The 25,910-nt window shown below is 62.4% G+C and carries 23 protein-coding genes; 16 read left to right on the forward strand and 7 right to left on the reverse strand.

The features are described from left to right. Window positions 1–156 precede the first annotated feature (156 nt). From CSE6_RS18685 to CSE6_RS18730, 10 genes are all read left to right on the forward strand, one after another. A complete protein-coding gene (locus CSE6_RS18685) occupies window positions 157–1,380 on the forward strand; it encodes an amino acid ABC transporter substrate-binding protein (protein WP_059441214.1) in 1,224 nt (407 codons plus the stop codon). 249 nt (window positions 1,381–1,629) lie between these two features. Next, window positions 1,630–2,505: a branched-chain amino acid ABC transporter permease gene (locus CSE6_RS18690; protein ID WP_034392053.1), complete on the forward strand. Its 876-nt coding sequence runs from the start codon at window positions 1,630–1,632 to the stop codon at window positions 2,503–2,505. Further along, complete coding sequence (locus CSE6_RS18695) at window positions 2,502–3,452, forward strand: branched-chain amino acid ABC transporter permease (RefSeq protein WP_059441215.1); 951 nt, start codon at window positions 2,502–2,504, stop codon at window positions 3,450–3,452. The genes CSE6_RS18690 and CSE6_RS18695 overlap by 4 nt, the downstream gene beginning before the upstream one ends. Beyond that, window positions 3,449–4,219 carry an ABC transporter ATP-binding protein gene (locus CSE6_RS18700; RefSeq protein ID WP_059441216.1) on the forward strand — a complete coding sequence of 257 codons (771 nt, stop codon included), beginning with the start codon at window positions 3,449–3,451 and terminating at the stop codon, window positions 4,217–4,219. The genes CSE6_RS18695 and CSE6_RS18700 overlap by 4 nt, the downstream gene beginning before the upstream one ends. Continuing rightward, window positions 4,212–4,925, forward strand: coding sequence for an ABC transporter ATP-binding protein (locus CSE6_RS18705; protein ID WP_059441217.1), 714 nt, complete (start codon window positions 4,212–4,214; stop codon window positions 4,923–4,925). Before CSE6_RS18700 ends, CSE6_RS18705 begins: the two co-directional genes overlap by 8 nt. A gap of 207 nt (window positions 4,926–5,132) precedes the next feature. Further along, window positions 5,133–6,584 (forward strand): aldehyde dehydrogenase, encoded by a 1,452-nt coding sequence (locus CSE6_RS18710; protein WP_034359957.1) that lies wholly within the window; start codon window positions 5,133–5,135, stop codon window positions 6,582–6,584. Between the two features lie 53 nt (window positions 6,585–6,637). Further along, window positions 6,638–7,615, forward strand: coding sequence for a LysR family transcriptional regulator (locus tag CSE6_RS18715; RefSeq protein WP_059441218.1), 978 nt, complete (start codon window positions 6,638–6,640; stop codon window positions 7,613–7,615). Between the two features lie 42 nt (window positions 7,616–7,657). Continuing rightward, window positions 7,658–8,812 (forward strand): mandelate racemase/muconate lactonizing enzyme family protein, encoded by a 1,155-nt coding sequence (locus CSE6_RS18720; protein ID WP_059441219.1) that lies wholly within the window; start codon window positions 7,658–7,660, stop codon window positions 8,810–8,812. Between the two features lie 94 nt (window positions 8,813–8,906). Then, window positions 8,907–9,905 carry a tripartite tricarboxylate transporter substrate binding protein gene (locus tag CSE6_RS18725; RefSeq protein WP_083994768.1) on the forward strand — a complete coding sequence of 333 codons (999 nt, stop codon included), beginning with the start codon at window positions 8,907–8,909 and terminating at the stop codon, window positions 9,903–9,905. Between the two features lie 9 nt (window positions 9,906–9,914). Beyond that, complete coding sequence (locus CSE6_RS18730; RefSeq protein ID WP_059441221.1) at window positions 9,915–11,087, forward strand: alpha-hydroxy acid oxidase; 1,173 nt, start codon at window positions 9,915–9,917, stop codon at window positions 11,085–11,087. Between the two features lie 89 nt (window positions 11,088–11,176). On the opposite strand, the gene CSE6_RS18735 is transcribed toward CSE6_RS18730, so the two are convergent. Then, window positions 11,177–11,941 carry a DUF2076 domain-containing protein gene (locus CSE6_RS18735; protein WP_059441222.1) on the reverse strand — a complete coding sequence of 255 codons (765 nt, stop codon included), beginning with the start codon at window positions 11,939–11,941 and terminating at the stop codon, window positions 11,177–11,179. A 235-nt stretch (window positions 11,942–12,176) separates the two neighbouring features. Between CSE6_RS18735 and CSE6_RS18740 the strand changes: the two genes are divergently transcribed. Next, window positions 12,177–12,698, forward strand: coding sequence for a peptidylprolyl isomerase (locus CSE6_RS18740; RefSeq protein WP_003064531.1), 522 nt, complete (start codon window positions 12,177–12,179; stop codon window positions 12,696–12,698). A gap of 186 nt (window positions 12,699–12,884) precedes the next feature. On the opposite strand, the gene CSE6_RS18745 is transcribed toward CSE6_RS18740, so the two are convergent. Together CSE6_RS18745 and CSE6_RS18750 are read right to left on the reverse strand one after the other, a co-directional pair. Further along, window positions 12,885–13,490, reverse strand: a complete 606-nt coding sequence (locus CSE6_RS18745; RefSeq protein WP_034360058.1) for a glycine zipper 2TM domain-containing protein — start codon at window positions 13,488–13,490, stop codon at window positions 12,885–12,887. A 276-nt stretch (window positions 13,491–13,766) separates the two neighbouring features. Continuing rightward, window positions 13,767–14,147, reverse strand: coding sequence for a PepSY domain-containing protein (locus tag CSE6_RS18750; protein WP_059441223.1), 381 nt, complete (start codon window positions 14,145–14,147; stop codon window positions 13,767–13,769). 278 nt (window positions 14,148–14,425) lie between these two features. On the opposite strand from CSE6_RS18750, the gene CSE6_RS18755 reads away from it, so the two are divergent. The 3 genes from CSE6_RS18755 to CSE6_RS18765 are packed head-to-tail and all read left to right on the forward strand — an operon-like array spanning window position 14,426 to window position 16,927. Further along, window positions 14,426–14,734, forward strand: coding sequence for a PepSY domain-containing protein (locus CSE6_RS18755; protein WP_080745993.1), 309 nt, complete (start codon window positions 14,426–14,428; stop codon window positions 14,732–14,734). Between the two features lie 28 nt (window positions 14,735–14,762). Beyond that, window positions 14,763–15,434, forward strand: coding sequence for a response regulator transcription factor (locus tag CSE6_RS18760; RefSeq protein WP_059441224.1), 672 nt, complete (start codon window positions 14,763–14,765; stop codon window positions 15,432–15,434). A gap of 5 nt (window positions 15,435–15,439) precedes the next feature. Beyond that, window positions 15,440–16,927, forward strand: a complete 1,488-nt coding sequence (locus CSE6_RS18765; RefSeq protein WP_083994769.1) for a sensor histidine kinase — start codon at window positions 15,440–15,442, stop codon at window positions 16,925–16,927. Window positions 16,928–16,933: 6 nt separating this feature from the next. Here CSE6_RS18765 and CSE6_RS18770 read toward each other — a convergent pair whose 3' ends face one another. The 4 genes from CSE6_RS18770 to coaBC all read right to left on the reverse strand — a co-directional run bounded on the left by CSE6_RS18770 (window position 16,934) and on the right by coaBC (window position 20,140). Continuing rightward, complete coding sequence (locus tag CSE6_RS18770; protein WP_059441225.1) at window positions 16,934–17,743, reverse strand: hypothetical protein; 810 nt, start codon at window positions 17,741–17,743, stop codon at window positions 16,934–16,936. 30 nt (window positions 17,744–17,773) lie between these two features. Beyond that, on the reverse strand, window positions 17,774–18,223 hold the full coding sequence (dut, locus tag CSE6_RS18775) for a dUTP diphosphatase (protein WP_003064513.1): 450 nt from the start codon (window positions 18,221–18,223) through the stop codon (window positions 17,774–17,776). Between the two features lie 148 nt (window positions 18,224–18,371). Beyond that, window positions 18,372–18,890: a hypothetical protein gene (locus tag CSE6_RS18780; RefSeq protein WP_059441226.1), complete on the reverse strand. Its 519-nt coding sequence runs from the start codon at window positions 18,888–18,890 to the stop codon at window positions 18,372–18,374. 23 nt (window positions 18,891–18,913) lie between these two features. Continuing rightward, the gene (gene coaBC / locus CSE6_RS18785; RefSeq protein ID WP_034389560.1) at window positions 18,914–20,140 is read right to left on the reverse strand and encodes a bifunctional phosphopantothenoylcysteine decarboxylase/phosphopantothenate--cysteine ligase CoaBC; all 1,227 of its coding nucleotides are present in this window, start codon (window positions 20,138–20,140) and stop codon (window positions 18,914–18,916) included. 1,084 nt (window positions 20,141–21,224) lie between these two features. Between coaBC and ltrA (CSE6_RS18790) the strand changes: the two genes are divergently transcribed. Both ltrA (CSE6_RS18790) and ltrA (CSE6_RS18795) read left to right on the forward strand, forming a co-directional pair. Continuing rightward, a complete protein-coding gene (gene ltrA, locus CSE6_RS18790; protein WP_059441227.1) occupies window positions 21,225–22,919 on the forward strand; it encodes a group II intron reverse transcriptase/maturase in 1,695 nt (564 codons plus the stop codon). 1,174 nt (window positions 22,920–24,093) lie between these two features. Continuing rightward, complete coding sequence (gene ltrA / locus CSE6_RS18795; protein WP_050872240.1) at window positions 24,094–25,788, forward strand: group II intron reverse transcriptase/maturase; 1,695 nt, start codon at window positions 24,094–24,096, stop codon at window positions 25,786–25,788. The last annotated feature ends 122 nt before the right edge of the window (window positions 25,789–25,910 follow it).

The raw sequence follows: 25,910 nt of genomic DNA on the forward strand, positions 1-25,910 counted from the left end.
CCGGGCAAAACCGGCGCCTCGCAGGGAAATCAGTGTTTACCCACAGACACTTGCATGCACAGACAAGACGCAGTGCACGCACAGACAAGCCCCTTGCGCCGCGATTTCCTACGATGGCCGAAAACCCGGACACCCGTCCATCAAAAGGAGACAAACATGACATTCGCCGACAAGCGTTTTGTTCTCAAAAGCCTGGTCGCAGCCACGGCCCTGGCGGGCCTGTGCGGCCAGGCCCTGGCCCAGGAAGCGCCCAAGTCCATCCGTATCGGCTGGGCAATTGCCAAGACCGGCGTCAACGCGGGCGGTACTTCCGTGACCACGGCGCCCAACTACAAGCTCTGGGTCAAGGAGATCAACGACGCCGGCGGCATCATGCTCAAGGCCTACAACAAGCGCGTGCCCATCGAGGTCATCGAATACGACGACCGCTCCAGCACCGAGGAGGCCGTGCGCGCCACCGAGCGCCTGATCACCCAGGACAAGGTGGACTTCGTGCTGCCGCCCTGGGGCACGGGCTCCAACCTGGCCGTGGGTCCGACCTACGAAAAACACAAATACCCGCTGCTGGCCGCCACCTCGGTGACCGACAAGGCCCCCGATCTGGCCAAGCGCTGGAAGCATGCCTTCTTCTTCCTGGGCACGGGCGGCGAATATGCCGAGGGCCTGGTCGCCATGCTGGAAAAAGCCAAGAAGGACGGCAAGATCAACAACAAGATCGCCATGATCAACATCGCCGACGGCTTTGGCGTGGAGCTGGCCAATGCCACGCGCAAGGCCGCCAAGCAGCATGGCTTCGAGCTGGTCTACGACAAGAGCTACCCGATCGGCACGCAGGACATGACGCCCGTCATCAACGAGGCCAAGGGCAAGGGTGCCGACACCTTCGTGGCCTACTCCTACCCGCCTGACACCATGCTGATCAACGAGCAGGCCAGGACGCTGGGTCTGACTCCCAAGGTGCTTTTCACCGGCGTGGGCACGCAGTTCCCCATGTTCAAGGGCAAGTTCGGCGCAGTGGCCGAAGGCGTGATGGCGCCGGGCGGCATCGATGCCGGCAACCCGCAGATGCAGGCCTATCTGAAGCGCTTCAAGGAAGTGACCGGCCAGGAATCGGACCGCTTTGCCAGCCCCATCGTCTATACCTCGCTGCAGATGCTGCAGCAGGCCATCGAGCGCGTGGGCAAGATCGACCGCGCCGCCGTGACCCAGGAGCTCAAGAGCGGCAGCTTCGAGACCGTGCTCGGCCCCGTCAAGCTTGAAGGCCAGATGCTGACCAAGCTCTGGCATGTGGGCCAGTGGCAGAACGGCGAGTTCAATGCGATTGCACCGACTAGCCGGGCGGGGGTCAAAGCTGCGGTGATCCCTAGAAGCACCCCCTGAAAAACTTGAAGTGCTCCCCCTGAGCGGCTGCGCCGCTTCCCCCTCTCTCGCTTTGCTTCGCAATGCGGGAGGGGGACGACAGCCTCACTGCGGGGCGGCCCTTGCTCGCTGCCTCTTTGCTGGGGAATGCCTATTCAAACACTGTGCTCAGCTCCTAGAACTATCAAAACAAGAGCTTCTTGCGCATGTCTAGCTTTAACTTTGCATTGATTTCATAACAAGAACAATGAATCACCAGCGGTATACGCTATGAATTTAATAGACATCCTTCTCGCTGGCGCCATGCTGGGCGGGCTCTACGGCCTGGTGGCCATGGGGCTGACGCTGCAGTATGGCGTGGCGCGCATCATGAATCTCTCGTATGGGGAGTTTCTGATTGCGCCGGCCTTTCTGGCCTTTTTTGCGGTGAGCAGCTGGGGTATTTCACCGCTGCTTCTGGTGCTGCTGGTGGTGCCGCTGGGCTTTGCCATCCAGTGGCTGATCTATCAGCTGCTGCTGACCCCGCTGGTGCGCCGCGCCAAGGGCGGGCCGGCGCTGGAGGTGGATTCAATTTTGGCCACCTTCGGCATGCTGTTCGTCGTGCAGGGCATCATGCTGGTGATGTTCGGCGGCGACTATCACAGCTACAGCTATCTGTCCGAACCCGTGGAGATCCTGGGCAGCAAGGTCGCGGCCAACCGCCTGCTAGTGCTGGGCTTTGCCATCGTGCTGGGGGGCAGCCTGTACCTGCTGCTGACGCGCACCCGCGCCGGCGCCGTGGTGCGCGCCGTGTCCGTGGCACCGCAGTTCGCACCTCTGGTCGGCATCAATGTGCGCAGCACGGCGGCCCTGGCCTACGGTCTGGGCGGCGCGCTGGTGGCGGTCTGCGGCGTGCTGGTCAGCATGTTTCTGCCCTTCTCGGCCAGCATGGGCACCATGTTTGCGATGAAGGCGCTGATCGTCGTCATCATGGGCGGCGTGGGCAATCTCATGGGTTGCCTGGTGGCCGGCATGCTGCTGGGCTTTGCCGAAACACTGGTGGCCTCCTTTGTCGACCCCGGCCTGACGCTGGCCGTCAACTACGCGGTGTTCCTGCTGGTGCTGTTGTTCAAGCCCACAGGATTGTTCGGGAGGGCCGCACGATGAATCCGAACCATCGCAAGGAAATCCTGATCTGGGCCGTCAGCGCCGCCGCCCTGCTGGGGCTGGCACTGCTGCCGCGCTGGCTGACGGACGAGTACTACCTCTCGCTCATGATCAGCATCCTGATGTACTGCGTGCTGGCCACGGCCTGGGCGCTGTTCTCGGGACCGACGCGCTATATCTCGCTGGCCACCGTCGCCTTCTTCGGCATGGGCGCCTATGTCACCGCCGTGTTCGGCGAGTCCCTGCCCTGGGCTGCCGTGCTGGGCATTGCGGCCAGCGTGGGCCTGATCATGGCCTTGATCGTGGGTTTGTCCACGCTGCGGCTGTCGGGCGTGTACTTCGTGATCTTCAGCTTCGGCCTGGCCGAGCTGGTCAAGCAGCTCGTCACCTGGTGGGAAGTCAACATCACCAAGGACCTGGGCCGCTATGTGTTCGTGGAGATCACCCAGCTCGATATCTACTGGCAGCTGCTGGCCATGCTGGCCCTGGTGCTGGCGCTGCGCGCCCTCATCAATCGCTCGCGCCTGGGTCTGGCCCTGCGCGTGATCGGCGAGGACGAGACCGTGGCCACCCATGTGGGCATCAACACCACCACGGCCAAGCTGCTGCTGTTCGCCGTCAGCGCCGTGTTCATCACCGTCACGGGCGCCATCATGGCTCCGCGCTGGACCTATATCGACCCCAGCATTGCCTTTGCTCCCGCCGTCTCGTTCCAGACCCTGATCATGGCCCTGCTCGGCGGTGCCGGCGCGCTGTTCGGCCCGATTCTGGGGGCCGTCCCGCTGGTGCTGCTGTTCGAGTACCTGGGTGCCAACTTCCCCAACCATTTCTCGATTCTGCTGGGCCTGGTGTTCATCGTGATCGTGTACTTCATTCCCCAGGGCCTGTCTGGCGTGCTGGCCAGGCTGCTGGGCAGGAATTCGGCCAGCAAGGGAGACCAGCCATGAAGACCGCCACCCTGCTTTCCGTGCACGGCGTCACCAGGCGCTTCGGCGGCCTGGTGGCCGTCAACGCACTGAGCTTTGACGTCTACCCGGGCGAGGTCGTGGGCCTGCTCGGCCCCAATGGCTCGGGCAAGACCACGGCCATGAACCTGATCTCGGGCGCCCTGCCCGTCAACGGCGGCGAGATCGTATTCAACGGCAAGCCCATCCACCCGCTCAAAAGCCACCAGATCGCCCGCCTGGGCGTGGCACGTACCTTCCAGCTGGTCAAGGTGCTGGGCTCCATGAGTTGCAGCGACAACGTCATTGCGGGCATGGCCTTCAAACCCCGACCACTGTTTGGCAAACCTGCTGCTGCGCGTGCCCTGCAGTTGCTGAATCAGGTGGGTCTGGCCGAATTTGAGAATACTCCTGCAGGTGAGCTCACCTATATCAACCAAAAGCGCCTGGAGCTGGCCCGCGCGCTGGCGCTGGAGCCGCAGATCCTGCTGCTCGACGAATGGCTGGCAGGCCTGAACCCCACGGAGCTGCAGCAGGGCATTGCACTGATCCGGCAGCTGCAGGCCACGGGGCTGACGATTCTCATGGTCGAACATGTGATGGACGCCGTACACGCGCTGTGCAGCCGCTGCGTGGTGATGAACGCGGGCACAAAAATAGCCGACGGCCCCACGGCCCAGGTGCTCAAAGAGCCCGAGGTGGTGCGTGCCTATCTGGGGGAAGATGTGAGTACAGATGAAGACCGGTCAGCGGAGGTTCGCCATGCTTGAAGTGCGCAATATCTCGGTGAGCTACGGCAAGCATGAGGCGCTGCACCAGGTCAGCCTCCAGGTGCGGCCCGGCGAGCTGGTCGTCATGCTGGGCGCCAACGGAGCAGGCAAGTCCAGCCTGCTTAAGGCGCTGGGCGGCATGGTCACGCCCCAGGCCGGCGCCAGCGCCCAGCTGGCGGGCCAGGAGCTGATGCAGCTGCCCCAGCATGCCATCGTGCAAGCCGGCCTGGCCCTGGTGCCCGAGGGGCGCGGCGTGTTCGGCGATCTCAGCGTCAAGGAAAACCTGCTGCTGGGAGCCCAGCCCCGGCGCGCACGCGCCAATGAAGCCAGTAATCTGGAGCAGGTCTTCGCCCTCTTTCCCAAGCTGCGTGATCGTCTGGCCCAGGCCGTGCGCACCATGAGCGGCGGCGAGCAGCAGATGGTGGCCGTGGGCCGCGCGTTGATGAGCCAGCCCGATATCCTGCTGCTGGACGAGCCTTCGCTGGGCCTGTCACCGCTGATGTGCAAAGAGCTGTTCGCAGCCCTGGCGCGCATCAAGACGCTGGGCATGGGCGTGCTGCTGGTGGAGCAGAACGCGCGCCAGAGTCTGGCGATTGCCGACCGTGGTTACTTGCTGGAAACCGGGCGCATCGTGGGCGAAGGCTCGGCCACAGAACTCAGCAACAGCCCCGCCGTGCGCCGCGCTTATTTAGGTGGCGAACATTGAGATGACTCCCCCTGAGCGGCTTCACCGCTTCCCCCGGAGGGGGACGGTGCCATCGCTGGGGCTGCCCATGCTGGGGCAGCCCGTGCTGCGGGGCGGCTGGGCCGCCTAGGCCCTTGCTCGACACCCCTTTACCAGGCCGCACTTCATTGAAGGCCCTGAACAATTACCAGTCTTATCGACTGGCTCGACACTTAAAAGGAGACACAAATGATCGAACAAAAAATGCTGATAGCCGGCCAGGAATGCGCAGCCGGCAATGGCGCGACTTTTGAACGCAGGAACCCGCTGGATGGCAGCGTGGCCACGCGCGCCCCGGCAGCCACGACCGAGGACGCGATTCGCGCCTGCGATGCAGCGGCAGCAGCCTTCCCCGCCTGGTCGCAACTGGGGCCGAACGCCCGCCGCGCCATGCTGATGAAGGCCTCCCAGGCGCTGGAAGCCAAGGGCGAAGCGATTGCCGCGGCCATGGCCGCAGAAACCGGCGCCTCGGGCATCTGGGCCGGCTTCAATGTGCATCTGGCCGCCAGCATGCTGCTGGAAGCGGCTTCGCTGACCACGCAGATCAATGGCGAGATCATTCCCTCCGACGTGCCCGGCAGCCTGGCCATGGCCGTGCGCCAGCCCGCCGGCGTGGTGCTGGGCATCGCGCCCTGGAATGCCCCCGTGATCCTGGCCGTGCGCAGCATCTCCACGGCCCTGGCCTGCGGCAATACCGTGATCCTCAAGGGATCGGAACTCTGCCCCGCCACCCACGGCCTGATCATCGAGGCACTGCAGGACGCGGGCCTGCCCGCCGGCGTGGTGAACTTTGTGACCAATGCGCCCGCCGATGCGGGCAGCGTGGTCGAAGCCATCGTGGCCCACCCGGCCGTGCGCCGCGTGAGCTTTACCGGCTCCACACGTGTGGGCCGCATCATCGGCCAGACCTGCGCCAGACATCTCAAGCCCGCGCTGCTGGAGCTCGGCGGCAAGGCTCCCTTCCTGGTGCTCGACGATGCCGATATCGATGCGGCAGTGAACGCCGCCACCTTTGGCGCGTTTGCCAACTCGGGCCAGATCTGCATGTCCACCGAGCGCTTTGTGGTGGACAACAAGGTGGCCGACGAGTTCATCGCCAAGTTTGCCGCCAGGGCCAGCAGCCTGCCGCTGGGCGACCCGCGCAAGGGCCCCGTGGTACTGGGCTCGGTGGTCGATCTGGCCACGGTGGAGCGCTGCAATGCCATGATCGACGATGCGCTGGCCAAGGGCGGAAAACTGGTCTGCGGCGGCAAGGCCGAGAGCACGCTGATGCCCGCCACACTGATCGACCATGTGACGCCGGCGATGCGCATCTTCCACGAGGAGACCTTCGGCCCGGTCAAGGGCATCGTGCGCGTGAACGGCGAGGAAGAAGCCATTGCCACGGCCAATGACAACGAGTTCGGCCTGTCCTCCGCAGTCTTCACCCGGGATACGGCCCGCGGCTGGCGTGTGGCTGCGCGCATCGAGGCCGGCATCTGCCATATCAACGGCCCCACGGTGCATGACGAAGCTCAGATGCCGTTTGGCGGCGTCAAGGCCTCGGGCTATGGCCATTTCGGCGGCCAGCAGGGCATCAATGCCTTTACCGAGACACGCTGGATTACCATGCAGACTGAAGCACGCCACTACCCGTTCTAACCCACCTGAGTCCCTGCGCCGCTGCCCGCCTTCCAGCGGCCGCGGCGTTTTCCATGAACAAAGCCCTGAATGTTCAGCGCCTGCGCTTCGACCTGACCACCTTGCGGCTGCTGCTGGCAACGGCCGAGCTCGGCAGCATCACCCGCGCGGCCGAAGCCATGGCCATCGCCACCACGGCAGCCTCGCGGCGTATCGCCGATATCGAGGAGCAGTTCGAGCTCCAAATCTTCGAGCGCCGTCCCCACGGAATGCTGCCTACCGAGGCCGGCCTGGCCCTGCTCGGCCATGCCCGCAGCATGCTGCGCATCGTGGAGCACATGCATGACGACGCCCAGTCCTTCAGCGGCGGTGGGCGCGGCCTGGTGCGCCTGGCCGTGTGTACCTCGGCCGCCATACAGTTTGTCCCGCGCGACCTGCAGCGCCATCGCCAGCTTTATCCGCAGATCGATATCGAGATCATGGAAGCCACCAGCCGTGACGTACTCAAGGAGCTGATGCTCGGCCACACGGAGCTGGCGATTGCCGAGGCCGAAGCCCTCACCCCGCAGGACACCGGTCTGGTCTGCCACCCCTACCGCAGCGACAGGCTGGCCCTGGTCACGCCGCGCAATCACCCTCTGGCCGCGACTGCGAGCATAGGCATCGCCCAGATCCTGGATCACGCGCTCATCAATCTAGTGGAGGGCTCGGCGATTGACCGGCTGCTGGCCGCGCAGGCCGCCCTGCACGGACGGCAACTGCGCTGCGCCGTGCGGGTGCGCAGCTTCGAGACCATGCTGGCCATGGTGCGCTCGGAGTTCGGCATAGGCGTGGTGCCGGAGTCCGTGGCGCAATGGCTGGCTGCCGACCCGGTCTTCCACCACATTCCCATCCACGAGGACTGGGCCCTGCGCCGCTTCATCATCTGCCACCAGCCCGCGCCAGATGTGTCGTCCACCACGCTCACCGTGGCCAGATTCCTGGCGGGCAAGGAGCTTGCGCGAATGGCGCAAGCAGGTTCTGAAAATCAGCAATGGCGCGCCGCCGAGTGAATCCCGATAGTCGAAGCCTGAAACCCCATCAGGACCTTCGACATGAAAATCACCAATGTTCGCGCCATCCCTCTGAACGTCCCGCTCACCTACGAGCGCGGAGCCATACGCCGGGAAACCAGCCTCTCCGCATGCTATGTGGAGATTGACACCGACCAGGGGCTGCTGGGCCATGGCCTGACAGCTATCACCGAGGAAGAGGTCATCGCCTACCTGATCAACGAGGTCGCCGGCCCGGCGCTGATCGGTAAGAATCCGCTGGCCATTGAGGCACTCTGGAGCCAGCTGTACTGGCTGCTGTGCCCACGTGGTCAGACCGGCTACGGCATGCATGCCATTGCTGCGCTGGACGTGGCGCTCTGGGACCTCAAGGGCAAGCAGCTCGGCCAGCCCGTATGGCAATTGCTGGGCGGCGCACGCTCCAGCGTTGAGCTGTACACCACCTTCGGCTTCGGCTTTCTCGAACGCGATGCGCTGATGGAGGCCGCCCGGCAGTGCGTGAGCGAAGGCTTCCGGCATCTGAAGATGGTGGTGGGCCACGGCGCCTTGCAGCGCCGCGACGAGCCCCGACCCCTTCTCGATGTGATCCGCGAGGATGCACACCGCATCCATGCCGTGCGTGAAGCCGTGGGCCTGGATGTGGGCCTCTACATCGACGCCAACTGCAGCCTGGATGCCTACCATGCGGCGCGGCTGCTGGAGATGACGCGCGACTGCGGCCTGGCCTTCTTCGAGGAGCCCATCACCCAGAACGATGTGCATGCGCTGCGGCATTTGCGCGAGACCGGCGGCGTAGCCCTGGCGGCCGGTCAGAACGAAGGCCTTTCATTCCGCTTTCGTGACCTGCTTGCCGCTGGGGCGGTGGACTTCGTGCAGCCCAATGTCGTGATCAGCGGCGGCTTCACCCAGTGCACCAAGATTGCCGGCATGGCCGAGGCCTTCAATACGCCCATCGCGAATGGCGGCGCCTTCCCCCTGCACAACATGCACCTGCATGCCGGCCTAGCCAATGGTGGAAAAGTGGAATGGCATCTGGTGGCGGTGGAGATGATGAATGCGCTCTACCGCAACACGCCCCGGCCGAGCAATGGCTGGCTGGACCTGCCCCAGGGGCCGGGCCTGGGCTTCGAGCCCGACCACGATGCCATACGCGAAATCGCCAAGCACCCGTGCTCGCGTGGCCGCGGAAAGGGCTGAAAAAGCACTGGCACCAATACGCCGCGATCGCCCTTGACCTACCAGATTCCACGGCTCAGAACGAGACCCCAACATCAGAACACGGAGACAAACCATGCCTACGAGACGCCGACTCCTGCAAGCCTTTCCCATGCTGAGCCTGCCGCTGCTGCCTTCCCTGAGCCAGGCCCAGGCTGATGCGGCCTCACCCGCCTGGCCAGGCGAGCGCCCTGTGCGCTTTCTGGTATCGGCGTCGGCGGGCGGATCACTGGACACGCTGATGCGGCCGCTGGCCCAGGTCATGAACACGCTCTCCGGCGGCAAATACGTGGTGGAGAACCAGGGTGGCGCCGCAGGCATGCTTGCGGCCGCAGCGGTCGTCAGGGCTGAGCCAAACGGCCATACGCTGCTGACGGGCGGCATACATCACATGATCCTACCGTTGGCCTATGCCAAGATGCCCTATAACACGGCGCGCGACCTGAACCCCATCGCACTGATTGCCACCGTACCCAACGTTGTACTGGTGCGCAATGACTCTCCCATACGCTCCATCCAAGATCTGATCGCATCGGCCAAAGCCTCGCCCCGCGGCCTGAACTACGGCACGGGTGGACAAGGGTCGCTGCAGCACCTGAGCACCGAGTATTTCTGCCGACTCACGGGCGCCCCTATGCAGGCCGTACATTACAAAGGCAGCGCCCCGGCCATTGCTGACCTGCTGGGTGGCCAGATCGACCTGATGTTCGAAACCATGCCCAATGCCCTGACGCATGTGCGCTCTGCAAGCCTGCGTGCCTTGGCCGTCACATCTTCGCAGCGCTCCAGCCAGTTACCCCATACCCCGACGCTGGCCGAGGCCGGCGTGCCGGAACTGGTTGTCACGACCTGGTACGGCATTTTTTCACCGGCCGGAATCCAGCCCCAAACGCAGGCCCAGATCAAGACTCAGTTGGACACTGCACTGGCCAGCCCCGCCTTGCAGAAAGTCTGGCTCGACTATGGAGCCAAGGTCGACGGTCCCGGAAGCAGGGACTTCAAGGCCTTTGTCCAAAGCGAGCTACAGAACTGGGCCCGCATCGCCAAGAAAATCGATTTCAAGCCTGCGCAATAGGGTCGGTGCATGAACCTGGACCGAATACACAGCATCCACGAGCTCAGGGCGCTCGCACAACGCTGCCTGCCCCGCCTGGCTTTCGACTACCTGGACGGCGGCGCCGAGGACGAGCGAACCATGGCGGCCAACCGCTTCGCATTCGAGCAATGGCAGCTCGTGCCGCGTCCTCTGCACAATGTCAGCGTGCGCGACTGCAGCGTGAAGTTATGGGAGCAGCGCTGGGCCTTGCCCCTAGGCATTGCACCCATAGGACTGGCCGGACTGTTCTGGCCCGGAGCCGATGTGGCGGCCGCCCGGGCGGCTGCCGAGGCGAGGATTCCCTATATTCTGTCCACGGCCTCCAGCTCCAGTCTGGAAGAGGTGATGGAAGCCAATCCCCTGGCCTGGTTCCAGCTCTATGTGCTCAATGAAGAGCTGTCGCTGAGCCTCATGCGCCGCGCCCTGAACGCAGGCTGCAGGGCCCTGGTCGTCACGGTCGATGTGGCCGTGGGTGGGCGCCGCGAGCGCGACCTGAACAACGGGCTCCAGCAACCGCTGTGCCTGTCGCCGCGCATGTTGGCGGGACTTCTCGCCCGGCCTCGCTGGGTGGCGCAAATGCTCAGGCACGGCCAGCCCGACATGGCCAATCTGCGTAGCGAGCAAGCCGGCGACACTGCCACACAGGCGGCCCTGCTCGCCCGCAAGATGGATGCAGGCTTCGACTGGGAGCGATTGGCCCGCCTGCGCGGCCAGTGGCCCCATCAATTGATAGTCAAAGGCTTGCTGCACGCCGAGGATGTGGCCCGGGCATTTAGCCTGGGCGCCGACGCCGTGGTGGTTTCCAACCATGGCGGGCGGCAGCTGGACGCCGCCATGGGCTGCCTGCACGCCCTGCCCGAGGCGGTGTCCGCCGCCCAGGGCAAGCCCGTCTTCTTTGACAGCGGCATACGGCGTGGCAGCGACATACTCAAGGCACTGGCTCTGGGCGCCTCGGCCGTATTCGTCGGCCGCGCGCCCATGTATGGCCTGGCCTGCCAGGGCCAGCCAGGAGTGGCCAAGGCCATAGGACTTCTGGCCCAGGAGCTGGATATTTCACTGGCCCTGCTGGGCTGCAGCAGCATTGCGCAGCTCAACCACGGCCACCTGCGCCAGTCGACATGCAACCATCACTTCCGTTCGCAGGTCGAAGCCTCGCCTTGAAAGGCCTCTTCTTCAGACTTGCAATCAAAAAGCCGCTCAGCAATGCAGGCGGCTTTTTGATTGGAGAGAAAAAAGAAAGCGCGAGCGGTTCAGGCAAAGTCATCGTCAAAGAAACCACCGCCATCATCCCAGCTGCCGCTGGCTGCGCTATCTATGCTGCCCAGCCCTGCATCGTTGGCCAGGCTTGAGGTGTCGCCGGCGCTGTCATGCTGATTCTGCGAAGCGCTTTGTGTGGCCTGGCTGTCGCCACCACTAAACAATCCGTTCGCTCCTGCATGGTGGCCGCCCATCAGATTCTCCAGCCCGTTGAACAGAAACATGCCGCCCGCCACACCGGCTGCGGCCGCTGCGGCATTGCCCAGGAAGCTGCTGCCGGCAGAGGTTGCGGGCTGGCCGTAGGCCTGCGGCGCTGCAGCACGCGGCGCCGAGCCGCCGCCAAAGAAACGGTCGCGCCAGCTGGAGGGCTGAGACGCCACTTGCGGCTGGTTCTGCGGCTGGTACTGGAGTTGATAGGGAGGCTGGGCATTGGCAGCGTAGCCACCATCCTCGGCATAACGCTCGGGAGCCCGGCCGAAGTGCGTGCCCAGGCCGCCCGAGAGAAAGCTGCCTGCGCCCTGGCTCTGGCTTTGCTGGGCCTGCTTCACCTGCTGCTGCAGCTCGCCGATCTGCTGCTGGGCCTGCTGAATGGCTTGCTCCAGCATCAAGGTGCGCTGGGCCAGCCAGTAGACCGCATCGGGCGCGTTGCTCAATCCACGGCGCAGCTCGGCATCGGCCTGTGCGTCCTTGGGCTGGCCCTGGGTCAGCGTCAGTCTGGCACACAGGTCTTGCAGCAGTTGTTGTTCTTGAGAGGTCATGGTGCTTTCCTTTAAGCCCGCAAATTACTTGCAGCAAAGATGAGGCCAGTATGCAGGCCTGCAAGAGCGCCAATGTGAAGCCCGTGCAAGTGCTTTTTGCAGGGTGTAACAAAAGGCCTGTGCTGCAGTGCCGGGCAGCGCATGGGACAATGCCTGCCATTGCGCCACGGTCGTGGCGGCGTTTCAATTTCGGCTGCGGGACTGGCCCGCGGCCCACCAACTGCATACACACACCATGGAAGTTACCCAACAATGCGTGGTCGCCCTGACCTGGACACTGAAAGACACCCTGGGCGAGGAGCTGGACGTGCTGGACGAGCCCGTGGAATTCCTTGTCGGAGGCGATGATCTGTTCAAGCGCATCGAAGAGGCTCTGCAAGGCCACGGCGTAGGCACCACACTGGACCTGCACCTGGAGCCCGAAGAAGCCTTCGGCGACTATGACGAGAGCCTGATCTTCCTGGAAAAGCGCGAGCTGTTCCCCGAGGAGATCGAGGAAGGCATGAGCTTCGAGAGCACGGCCATGCCCAAGGGCACCAACCCCGTGCCTCCCGATCTGCTCTACACGGTCACCGAAATCTATCCCGAGCACGTGGTGCTGGACGGCAACCACCCGCTGGCCGGAATCGCCATCCGCCTGCACCTCAAGATCGAAGCCGTGCGCGAGGCCACCGAGGAAGAAATCGGTCGTGGCACAGCCGGTACGGGATTTTTCCGTATCGAGCCCATGGCTCCGGGCAACGAAACACTTCACTGAGCCCCTGAGGCGCTTTGCGCCTTCCCCCTCAGGGGGACGACAGCTTCGCTGCGGGGCGGCGGGGCCGCCTAGGCTCTTGCTTGCTGTCACTGAGTTGCGCTGCGCCACCGGCTCAAGCATCGCTCATCGCTTCAGACAACAAAAAGGGACTCCGAGGAGTCCCTTTTGTTTTGTGCGCTCGGCTGCCTAGCGGCGGAAGATCTGGTTGCCTTCCACGCGCACGTATTCGCCGATGCTCAGCTGCGGAGGCTGCTGGTAGTCCAGAGCGCGCACGCTGCCGTCCTGCAGCTGCACGGTAACGCGGTAGATATCGCGCACGCTGCCGCCGCCCATGCTGTTTTGCACGGCATTGCCGGCGAAAGCGCCTGCAGCCACACCGGCGATGGTCGCCAGTGTACGGCCCGAGCCCTTGCCCACCTGGTTGCCCAGCACGCCGCCGATCACGCCACCGGCAATCGCGCCGCCTGCGCCAACACCGCTGCCGTCCTGCACGCGCACGGTCTCGATATTCATCACACGGCCCTGCTGGGCGTATTGCTGAGGCTGCTGCGAATAGCAGTTGGGGTTGTTGTAGCCACAGTTATTGGCGGGATAGGTCTGGACCTGGTTGTTGCCCACGGGGTAGGCCTGTGTGCTGCCAGGGTAGCCAGAACCCGAATAAGCACCTTGGGAGTAGCCCCCCTGATAGCCGCCGCTCTGGTAGCCCCCCTGGGGATAGGCCGCGCAGGCCGACAGAGCCGCAACGATTGCGCTCACCATGGCCAACCGGCCCCAGCGTTGATTGATTTGCATGGAAATCTCCTGATTGGCGCATGCACATTCCATGCGCCGCAGTCCCTGTTATGAGTTGCTCTGCAAACCTTGCACGGTCTGCCTTTCCATTGCAACGCGGCACAGGCTCGCCAGGACGACAGCTTTCACATTTGCTCACAATACTTTGAGTAAAGCGCAGCCGTTTACCACTCTTCAAACCATAGCGCCTTGCCCTGAGCAGCGCTCATTTCCGATTCAAATATCATTTGAAACCTCCATCACAAAGCGCCTAAAGCTATTAAAAATATAGCGAACTCAGCCTTTGCTGCGTACGCGCAGCACTTCACCGCTGCGCCCATCCACATAGAGCTTCACAAAGTGTCCATCGCTGGCCGTGGCCTTGACCTTGTAGAGGCCGTCGTCCCACTCCACCTCCTGGAATTCGCGATAGCCGGCCTTCTCCAGCCGGTCGCAGACATCGCGGATGGACAGGGCCGGTCCGAGTGCCATGCCGCGCACGGCCGCCACCGAAGCCGAGGCACGGTCAACCAGGGAGTTTTCTGCGGCCAGGCAGGTGCCTGCGGACAGCAGCGCGGCGCCTCCCAGCAGGGCGATGCCGCCGCTGCGCTGCATGGTCCGGTATAGCGACAGGACACGAGCGGGCATAGCAAAGACGGAGGCTTGAAGATGAGACATGGAAACTCCTGCAGTCGGTTGGTGAACGATGGGGACAAAAAGACGGCCCGCCGGGCGAGAGGTGCCCCGTTGGGATTGCGACCGATTGTTCGCATTCACCCTGAACCGTTTCTGAAGCCGCCATTCAGCTTCCGTTCATCGATGCAGGCCTATAACCTTGGCTGCAGAGCGCTACCAGGCCGCATCACCTCAACTCCAGCTCCTTCGCCATGACTTCTTCCAACGCCTCGAATGAACCGCAATCCCCGCCACGCCCACGCCGGCGCGCCCTTCATGCCGTGCTGGCCATGCTGCTGGCAACGGCAGGCTTTGCCGCACTGAGCCTGTGGCCCGCCACCTCGGATGCCGGCGACAACGATCACGAACTCGCCCGTCAGGCCTTGCGCCAGGGCCAGGTGCTGCCGCTGCGCACGGTTCTGGATCAGGTCGAGCAGCAATACCAGGGCCAGGTCATCAAGGTGGAGTTCGACCGCGAGGACGGCCGCTTTGTCTACGAGATCCGGCTGCTGCAAAACGATGGCAAGGTGGTCAAGCTGGAGATCGATGCCAGCAACGGCAGCCTCATCAGCATGAAGCGCAAGAAGTGAGCCCCGGCATTCAGGAAGGCTGCAGAGCATGCGAATTTTGCTGATTGAAGACGAACCCACGCTCCGCGAGCAGTTGCAGCAGGCCCTGCTGCAGGCCGGCCACACCGTGGAGACGGCCGCCGATGGCGAGACGGCGCAATACCTGGGCGAGGTCGAGAGCTTTGACGCTGCGGTGCTGGATCTGGGCTTGCCCGTGCGCGACGGGCTGAGCGTGCTGCGCGCCTGGCGCGCTCAGGGCCGCTCCATGCCGGTGCTGATCCTCACCGCCAGATCCGCCTGGCATGAAAAAGTCGCAGGCATGGATGCCGGAGCCGACGACTATCTGGCCAAACCCTTCCACATGGAAGAGCTGCTGGCCCGCCTGCGCGCCCTGCTGCGGCGCCTGAGCCCGCATGCCAGCGCACTGTGGCAATGCGGTGCCATCACGCTGGACTCGCGCCAGGCGCGCGTCACCGTCGAAGGTCAGGCGCTGACGCTGACCAGCCATGAATTCAAGGTGCTGGCCCTGCTGATGCAGCGCATGGGCGCCGTGGTCTCGCGCACCGAGCTGTCCGAGCATATCTACCCGCAGGACAGCGACCGCGACTCCAACACCATCGAGGTCTTTGTCGGGCGGCTGCGGAAAAAACTGCCTGCAGGCTCGATCGAAACCGTGCGCGGCCTGGGCTATCGCCTGGTCGCGCCCTCCAACCACACATAACCCTTATGTCCGAGCACACTCTGACCTCCCCCACGACCCAACAGCCGCCCCCGCTGATTGCGGGCTCCTGGAAGAACTCGCTGCGCCTGCGACTGCTGGCGGGCGCCCTGATCTGGGTGCTGGCGGCCCTGCTGCTCACGGGCTGGGGCCTGCGCACGCTGTTTGCCGAGCACCTGACCCAGCAGTTGCGCAGCCAGCTGGTGGCCAAGCTCGACCGGCTCAGCGGCGCCGTCAACTACCAGCCGGATCAGGCCGTCCCGGTCACGGTCTCGCCCTTCTCCGGCGATCCCTTGCTGCAGCAACCGCTGTCGGGCATGTACTGGCAGGTGGACCAGCTCGATGCCAGCGGCCAGCAAACGGTTCAGGCCGGCATCCAGCGTTCGCGCTCGCTCTGGGACCAGACCCTGGACTGGCCTTTCTTCCAGGCCGACAAGGTCTGGGAGCCAACCCTGCCCCTGCACGCTCCCGCCAGCTACGGCCATATGTCGGACGGCAATGGCAACACCCTGGTGATCGTGACGCGTACCGTGCAGTTGCCCGAGGCCGATGCCCCGCCGCTGCGCCTGATGATTGCCGCCGACGCGGCCATGCTGGCCACGCCGCTGCAGCGCTTTACGAAGATGCTGGTGGCCGCGCTGTGCATGCTGGCGGCGGGACTGATCGCCGCCGTGGTTGTGCAGCTGCAGCTGGCACTGGCTCCGCTGGCCGCCCTGCGCCGTCAGCTGGCCGCCGTGAGCCAGGGCGAAGCTTCTGAAATCAGGGGCGAGCACCCGGCCGAAATCATGCCCCTGGTTCAGGAGTTCAACCATGTGTTGCGCATGAATGCCGAGATGGTGGAGCGAGCCCGCACCCAGGCCGGCAATCTGGCTCACGCAGTCAACACCCCGCTGAGCATCATGGGCAACGCGGCCGCGCAGCAGGACAGCCCGCTCGCGATCCTGGTGCGCGAGCAGGTCGCCAGTGCCAGCCGCCAGGTCGAATATCACCTGGCCCGCGCCCGCGCTGCCGCCGCAGCGGCGCAGCAAGGCCATGGCCTGCGCACCGCGCTGGCCGGACCGCTGCACTCCCTGGTGCACACCATGGACAAGCTGCATGCGGCGCGCTGCATACGCTTCGAGCTACAGGAAGACGCCTCGCAATGGGACTTCAAGGGCGACTCCCAGGACCTGATGGAGATGCTGGGCAATCTGCTGGACAACGCCGGCAAATGGGCCAGGTCGAAGGTCGTGCTGAAGGTGCAGCCTATAGCCGATGACAGCCAGCAACTGACGCTGTGCATAGACGACGACGGCCCGGGCATTGCCCCCGAGTTGCGCGAGCGCATCTTTGCGCGCGGCGAGCGGCTGGACGAACGGCGTCCCGGCGCCGGGCTGGGCCTGGACATCGTGCGCGATCTGGTTCAGACCTATGGTGGCAGCATCCAGGCTCTGCCGTCGCCGCTGGGCGGGCTGCGCATGCAGCTGCAACTGCCCGGCGCCAGACACCAGGACTGAGGGCGATCAAAGACTGCGCAGCACCTGTGCGAGGGTATCGGCCTGGGGAAACAGCCAGTCGGCGAGCAGCCCCAGCGCCACGGCCGCGACCAGGGCGCCCAGCACGGGCTTCCAGCTGATGCGCAGCGCCGCCAGCAGCCAGCCTTCGCGCTCCAGCACATACAGGGTTCGGGTCATCAGCAGCGCAAACGCCACCTCTACCGCCACGGTCAGGAACAGATCGGCACCGAACACCAGCCACACCAGCGAGCCCATGCCCGTGACCGCGATCAGCAGGGCCGCAAAAACCAGCAGCACCGGCACGAGCACCACGGCGCCTTCATCGAGTCCGTCCAGCCCCGACACATCGACATCGGGCAGCTCCAGGCCCGATGACGCAGGCGCGATATCAGGCACGGCTTCGCCATCGTCCCAGTGGCCGCCGGCACCGCCGCCGCCGTAGGAGCCTCCCTGCCCGCTTTCGAAGCCCGCAGCGTCGGCACTGCCCGGCTTGCCGCCCAAGCCGGGACCATCGGAGGGCAGCTCGCCCCCGTCCCAGTCGCGGCGCAGCATGCAGCCCGCCCACAGACGCACCAGCAGCAGATAAAGCAGATAGCCGCAGGCCAGCGCCAGCCCATAGCGCAGCCCCATGCTGTGCACACCGGCATGCAGCAGGCACAGGCTGATCAGGGACATGGCAGCCAGACTCAGGCCGCCGGTCAGAGCGGCATGCAGACGCAGCCAGTGGCGTTTTTGCAGGCGTCGCCGCATGTGCTGGTCGCGCCCCAGCTGCACCTTGGTCCAGGAGGCAGAGCGGCTGCGGGTCTGGCGGCTCATGTTGCGCGAGGTGCGGGCGAGTCCAGAGACTCAGTGCTTGCCGGTGGAGCCGTAACCGCCTTCGCCGCGCTCGCTGGCGTCGGCAAAGTCATCCACCAGATTGAACTGTGCCTGCACCACGGGCACGATGACCAGCTGGGCCAGACGGTCCATGGGCTGCAGCGTGAAGGCGGTCTGCGAACGGTTCCAGGCGCTGACCATAAGCTGGCCCTGATAGTCGGAGTCGATCAGGCCGACCAAGTTGCCCAGCACGATGCCGTGCTTGTGGCCCATGCCCGAGCGCGGCAGGATGAGCGCCGCGTAATGGGGGTCCTTGAGGTGCATGGCCATGCCGGTGGGAATCAGCTGCCACTGGCCGGGCTCCAGGGTCACGGGCGCATCGATGCAGGCGCGCAGGTCCAGTCCGGCGCTGCCGGGGGTGGCGTAGGCGGGCAGGTTGTCGCGCAGGCGCGCATCGAGAATCTTTACATCAACATTCATAAGGATCTGGCTAGTCTTGTCTGTCTTGAAACAAGGCCCGTGAACCGGGCCTTGCATTCATTGCGGCAGCTGCATGGCAGCGGCCAGCGGTTTTCCTGAAGGGCGCCATTGTGCCCGCTGCCGGGCAAGAGCTGGCGCTTGACGCCTGTCAGCGGCCTTGCAGGCGCTTGAGCACGCCGCCCACCAGCGACATCAGGCCCATGAGTGCGAGCAGCACGCCAAAGCCCTGAATGAACTGGGAGAGGATCACCCCGCCCACGATCAGCGCCAGCGAGCCCGGAGACACCCAGGGCTTGCGACCGTTCTGAGCCTTCTGCCCCTCGATCTCGCGCTCCATGGCCCTGAAGCGCTGCTGCGCCTCCTGCTTGGTCACGGCCGTATTGGGGCGCCGTGCAGCAGCCGTGCGCTGGGTCGGTTGAGCAGCCGCCGTGGTTCGCGCTCCCGGCACCTGCTGTGCCTGCTCGGCCATGTCGCGCGCCTTCTGCAGGGTGTTGCGCAGCTGGGACATGGGCGAGCCGGCCTGGGAGCCTGGCGTGACGACCGCAGTCTGAATCGCTCCGGCAATGCTGCGTTGCGTGCGGCGGTACTCGGGACTGGCTCGCATCAGCTGATCCACATAAGCCACATAGTCGCCATTGCGCGGGCCTTCATAGCTGGAGGGATTCATGTTCGGGCTCCTGGGATCACGGGTCAGGGACGCTTGGCGCTCAGGCGCTGCGCAATTTCATCGACCAGCTGGCGCGCCAGCACGTCCTTGCTGGCATGAGGCAGCTCCTTGGAGCCCTGATCGTCGATCAGCAGCAGTGCATTGTCGTCCTTGCCAAAGGTCGCGGGGCCGATATTGCCCACCAGCAGCGGCACGCTCTTGCGCAGCCGCTTGGCGCTGGCGTGCTTGAGCAGATCATGGCTTTCGGCCGCAAAGCCCACGCAATACAGCTTGCCGGACCGAGCCTGGTCGGACTGGGCCACGCCGGCAAGAATGTCGGGGTTCTCGACAAAGTCCATGGTCGGCACATCGCCCGAGCCATCCTTCTTGATCTTCTGATCGGAAAACTCGGCCGGCCGCCAGTCGGCAACGGCGGCCGTGGCAATGAAGATCGAGGCCCCCGCCACCAGGGACTGCACGGCAGTCTGCATCTGGCGCGCCGACTGCACGTCGACGCGGGTCACTCCGCGCGGCGTTGGAAGATGCACGGGGCCTGCCACCAGCGTGACCTGGGCGCCGGCCTCGTGCGCCGCACGGGCAATCGCGAAGCCCATCTTGCCGCTCGAAAGATTGGTGATGCCGCGTACCGGATCGATCGCCTCGAAAGTCGGGCCGGCCGTCACCAGCAGATGCTGGCCCTGCAGGCTCTTGGCCGTGAAGTGCGCCGCCAGCTCCTCCATGATTTCCTCGGGCTCCAGCATGCGGCCGTCGCCGGTCTCGCCGCAGGCCTGGCTGCCATTGCCCACGCCCAGCACCTGGGCACCGTCGGCCTGCACCTGGGCCAGATTGCGCTGGGTCGCGGGGTGGGCCCACATCTCGCGGTTCATGGCCGGGGCCAGCAGCAGGGGAACGCTCTCCATGGGGCGGGCCAGGCACATCAGGCTGAGCAGCTCGTCCGAGCGGCCCTGCACCAGGCGCGCGATGAAGTCCGCGCTGCAGGGTGCGATGAGGATGGCATCGGCTTCACGGCTCAGATTGATGTGGGGCATGTTGTTGGGTTCGCGCACATCCCACTGGGAGGTGTAGACTGCGCGCCCAGAAAGCGCCTGCATGGTGACGGCCGTCATGAACTGCTCGGCCGCCTCCGTCATGACCACTTGCACCGTGGCACCGGCCTGGACCAGCAAGCGGCACAGCATGGCCGATTTGTAACAAGCCACGCCTCCGGAGAGACCCAGCACCAGATGTTTGCCTGCGAACACGTCATTCATGCTGCGCAATTTATCAGACCTGAGCGGCTTTGCTGCCGCACAAGCATCCCTGTACGCCACGCCGAAATTCGTGGCGAACCTATAATCCTGTTTTACGTGCGACACGTGTCGTGCTCTGTGGCCTTGTGCCATCCTTCAAATGAGCGATAAGCCTTCGAGGTCTAAGCTCCATTGCTACTAAATAAGTAGCAATCACAATCTGCAGCCGAATGGCTCAATTCGGCTGCAAGCCCCTCCCCACAAGGGAAGGGCAAGCATTTGCACATCCTTTCGAGGATTTGCGCGCCGTTTTGGCCCGTTTTCGCCATAGAAATGTGGCGAGGATGAGACACGTCTGGAATTCCTCGGAAAAGAAAGACGATGTGGCTGAGATTGGAAGAGCGCAAAGCTCTGATCTGCCTTGTCATGACTCTCAGCAATGAAAGGACATGACCTTGTGTGCGACCACAAGTAGCCTACGGTGACATGCAAACCCAGTAATGGGTCTGTGTGAAGCTCACCTGACAAAGTACCCCCGCGTTAGCGGCAGACATCATTCGTGAGGATGAATCTGGAGACTGCCAGCAGAAAGGCGGTTGAGGGGCCAGGCTAGTTCCGCAAGGGCAACATACGTGAATCATCGATTGAACCTGGGTAAGGATTGAATGGCCTAATCTGCTGATAGGCCATAACCAAAAGGTACGCTGTCGGAAATCCCTGTGTAAATTAGGGTTTCGTCGTCATCAGTACAGCTCCAGGAGAGATGAGTCCTAAACGGATAGACAGGAAACGGCGCAAGCCGCCAATGTCGGCAGGTCAGGGAACGTGGTAAGCCCCACTGTCCGCCAGCACGCGCAAGCGTGAGGGCAGGGAAGCCGTAAGGCAACCTGTTGGATGAGGGGGTATGGGATAGTGGAAAAAGCGAATGGCTGCCTGTAATGGGTGGCATAAGGCATTTGCCCTAACGCGAAAGCGTGCCCACTTCCACTTGGTGCAACCGTCGCTCGCGACTGTTGGTGTTCATTTCATAGCCCCAAAGGGACGCATAGCCTCCCTTTGGGGAAGTCACGCGTCCTCCAAAGGGTCAAACCTGAAAGAGGAAAGCATGAGAGAAACAACTGTCTCCAGTAGTTCTGCGTCCTCACGCGAACCGCAAGACTGGCACGCCATTGATTGGCACCGGGTCGAGCAGTTCGTGAGAACGACGCAGCAACGCATAGCGAAGGCTACGCTGGAGAAAGATTGGCGCAGGGTGAAAGCCTTGCAACGGTCTTTAATCCACTCGTTTTCCGCCAGAGCTCTGGCGGTAAGACGAGTTACCGAAAACCAAGGCAAGCGAACGGCAGGGGTCGATCGCCAGCTTTGGGATTCACCTGCCCTGAAACGGGCGGCGATTGGTCGGTTAAGGCAGCAACGGGGATATAGGCCTAAGCCTCTGAGGCGGGTCTACATCCCTAAAGCCAACGGGAAGGAGCGCCCTTTGGGCATTCCAACCATGTTGGATCGAGCCATGCAGGCTTTACACCTGCTTGGACTGGAACCCGTGGCTGAAACCACGAGCGATCCGAACAGCTACGGCTTTAGGAGAGATCGCTCGACGGCAGATGCCATGGCCCAGATATATGTAACCACCTCCCAGAAGTCTGCGGCTTCTTGGGTGCTGGAAGCAGATATCCGAGGCTGCTTTGACCATATCAACCATGAATGGCTGGTGCGTCACGTTCCTACGAACAAGACAATCTTGCGCAAATGGTTGAAAGCCGGGGTGGTCCACAAAGGCCGCCTCTCGCCAACCGACGAAGGGACGCCGCAAGGCGGCATCGTCTCGCCAACCTTGGCGAACATGTGTTTGAACGGGCTGGAAACCGACCTGAAAGCGCACTTGGTTGCGAAATACAGGAAGACAAAAGCCAAGGGACTCAAAGTCCATGTGATCCGGTACGCCGACGATTTCGTAATCACGGGCAACTCGCGAGAGTTGTTGGAAACCGAAATCAGGCCGTGGGTAGAAGCATTCCTCGCACAACGAGGGTTGCAACTGTCACCGGAGAAGACCAAGGTCGTTCACATAGACGAGGGTTTCAATTTCCTGGGGTGGAACTTCCGCAAGTACAAAGGGAAGTTGCTCATCAAGCCGAGCAAGAAGAACGTGCAAGCGTTCTATCGCAAGGTCAGTGAAATCGTGAAAACACACTTATCGACGAAGCAGGAGGATCTCATAGCCAAACTGAACCCAATCCTTCGGGGATGGGCGAGGTACCACCAGCCGGTGGTGGCGAAGGAAACCTTCAGTCGGATCGACAACCTGATCTACTGGCGCCTAGTGCGCTGGACGAGACGGCGTCATCCGAATAAATCCCGGCCCTGGTGCGAACGCCGTTACTGGCAACGCATCAAGGATCGGGAGGAGTTCGCTGCAACTGTGAAAACGGAAAACGGCCCGATCACGACAAGACTGTTGAAGCTCGCAGATACAGCTATCGTGAGACACGAAAAGATCCAGGGGGAATACAACCCCTTTGATCCGAAGTTCGAGGTGTACGGAGAAGAGCTGAGGATGAAACGCATGTCCAAAAACATGTCGTATCAATACGAAACTTCGATGCTGTACATCAGCCAAAACGGGCGTTGCGCACTGTGTGCGGAACCGTTGGAAGAAGGGGAACGCTGGCACGACCACCACATTGTTTACAAGGTGATGGGCGGGTCGGACAACCTCTCCAACCGGGTGCTCCTACACCCGGTCTGTCACAGACGACTGCATGCTCTTGGTTTGCAGGTAGCGAAACCGGCCTCTTAAAGGCTTCGCGTCCACATAGGGAAAGGCCGAGGAATTAGAATCCTCGATTCACAACTACATGGACGGTGTTGTGCTTGAGCCGGATGCGATGAAAGTCGCAAGTCCGGTTCTTAGGGGGGGATGGTTCAGCAATGAACTGTCCCTACCCTCCCGTGCGACACGTTTGTCGCTCTGTAGTCGGTTGAGCCTCTGAAAACCGTACAACCAGACCTCCCAAGGGTCCGGTGCGAGGCATATTCTTCCAATCAGGCTGCGCCCCTCCGGGGTCAGTCAAGCCTAGGGTGTCGGACTCCGACAACCCCATCGCCGCTCGGGATACCGTCGTGTATCCAAGTGGAGTCATGGTTACGTGAGATTCACGTTCCCGCTCGTATCACACTGACCGCCACAAGCGGACATTTCTAAGAAACAGAAATCCTTCATTGGAGGACTTCTTACGTGCATACGCTTTGATTGATGGAAGAAGCACAGAGTGCAACTCTGACCTGCCTTGTCATGCTCTCTAGTAATGGAGTGCCATGACCTTGTGTGCGACCACAAGTAGCCTACGGTGACATGCAAATCCAGTAATGGACTTGTGTGAAGCTCGCCCGACAACGTACTCCCGCTAACGCGGTACCCCTCATCCGCAAGGATAGGGGTAGATGCTGCCAGCAGAAATGGCGGTTGAGAGGCAAGGCTAGTCCCGCATGGGCAACGTAAAGTGAATCATCGTCTGAACCTGGGTAAGGATTGAATGGCCAAATCTGCTGATAGGCCATAACCAAAAGGTACGCTGTAGGCACTCCCCGTGGTAAATGGGTGTGCGTCGCCAACACGACAGCTCCAGGATAGATGAGTCCTAACCGGATAGACATGCAGCGATGCGAATCGCCCGTGTCGGCAAGTCAGGGAACGTGGTAAGCCCCACTATCCGCCAGCACGCACAAGCGTGTCGGCAGGGAAGCCGTAAGGCAACCTGTTGGATGAGGGGGTATGGGATGGTGGAAAAAGCGAATGGCTACCTGTAATGGGTGGCATAGGGGTTCATACCCTGACGCGAAAGCGTGCCCACTTCCACTTGGTGCAACCGTCGCTCGCGACTGCATTTGTTTAAACCTAGCCCGAAGGGATTGTGCGTATCCCTTCGGGGAGGCGTGCGTCCTCTGAGGGTTCAACTCGGTAGGAGGAAAGCATGAGAAAACTCACCGGCGACGGCGAATCTGCGTCCTCACGCGAACCGCAAGACTGGCATGCCATCGATTGGCATCGTGTCGAGCAGTTTGTGAGAACGACGCAGCAACGCATAGCGAAGGCAACGCTGGACAAGGACTGGCGCAGGGTGAAAGCTCTGCAACGGTCTTTAAACCACTCGTTTTCCGCCAGGGCTCTGGCGGTAAGACGTGTAACTGAAAACCAAGGCAAGCGAACGGCGGGAGTCGATCGTCAGCTTTGGGATTCTCCTGCCTTGAAACGGGCGGCGATTGGAAGGTTGAAACAGCAGAGGGGATACAGACCCAAGCCATTGCGGCGGGTCTACATCCCCAAAGCCAACGGGAAGGAGCGTCCTCTGGGCATCCCAACCATGTTGGATCGGGCCATGCAGGCGTTACACCTGCTTGGTCTGGAACCCGTGGCAGAAACCACGAGCGATCCGAATAGCTACGGCTTCAGGAGAAATCGTTCGACGGCAGATGCCATGGGCCAGATATTCGTCACCACCTCTCAGCGGTCTGCGGCTGCTTGGGTGTTGGAGGCAGATATTCGAGGCTGTTTCGACCATATCAGCCACGAGTGGCTGGTGCGTCAAGTTCCCATGAACAAGACGATCCTGCGCAAATGGCTGAAAGCCGGGGTAGTCCATAGAGGACACCTATCGCCAACTGAAGAAGGGACGCCGCAAGGCGGCATCATCTCGCCAACCCTGGCGAACATGTGTTTGAACGGGCTGGAAACCGACCTGAAAGCGCACTTGGTTGCGAAATACGGAAAGACGAAAGCCAAAGGACTCAAAGTCCATGTGATCCGGTACGCCGACGATTTTGTGGTGACCGGCATCTCGCGAGAGCTGCTGGAAACAGAAATCAAGCCGTGGATAGAAGCCTTCCTCGCACAACGAGGTCTGCAACTGTCGCCGGAGAAGACCAAGGTCGTTCACATAGACGAGGGTTTCGATTTCCTGGGATGGAACTTCCGCAAATACAAAGGGAAGCTCTTGATCAAACCGAGCAAGAAGAACGCGCAAGCGTTCTATCGCAAAGTCAGTGAAATCGTGAAAACACACCTATCGACGAAGCAGGAGGATCTCATTGCCAAACTGAACCCAATCCTTCGAGGCTGGGCGCGGTACCACCAACCGGTGGTGGCGAAGGAAACCTTCAGTCGGATGGACAGCCTTATCTACTGGCGCTTGGTGCGCTGGACGAGAAGGCGACATCCGAATAAGTCCCACCCCTGGTGCAAAAGCCGTTACTGGCGGCGCATCAAGGACAGGGATGAGTTTGCTGCAACTGTGAAAAAGGCAGATGGCCCACTCATGATCAAACTGTTGAAGCTTGCAGATACAGAGATCGTGAGGCACGAAAAGATCAAGGGGGAATACAACCCCTTTGACCCAGTATGGGAGGTGTACGGAGAGGAGTTGAGAACGAAACGCATGTTGAAAAATATGACGTACCAGTACGAAACTTCGATGCTGTATATCAGCCAAAATGGGCGTTGCGCACTTTGTGCGGAGCCGTTGGAGGATGGTGAACGCTGGCACGACCACCACATTGTTTACAAGGTGATGGGCGGGTCAGACAACCTCTCCAATCGGGTGCTACTGCATCCGGTCTGTCATAGACGACTGCATGCCTTGGGTTTGCAGGTAGCGAAACCGGCCTCATAAAGGCTTCGCGTCCACATAGGGAAAGACCGAGGAATTAGAATCCTCGATTCACAACTACATGGACGGTGTTGTGCTTGAGCCGGATGCGATGAAAGTCGCAAGTCCGGTTCTTAGGGGGGGAT

Origin of the sequence: Comamonas sp. E6, assembly GCF_001010305.1 — a bacterium.
GTDB classification, from domain to species: domain Bacteria; phylum Pseudomonadota; class Gammaproteobacteria; order Burkholderiales; family Burkholderiaceae_C; genus Comamonas; species Comamonas thiooxydans.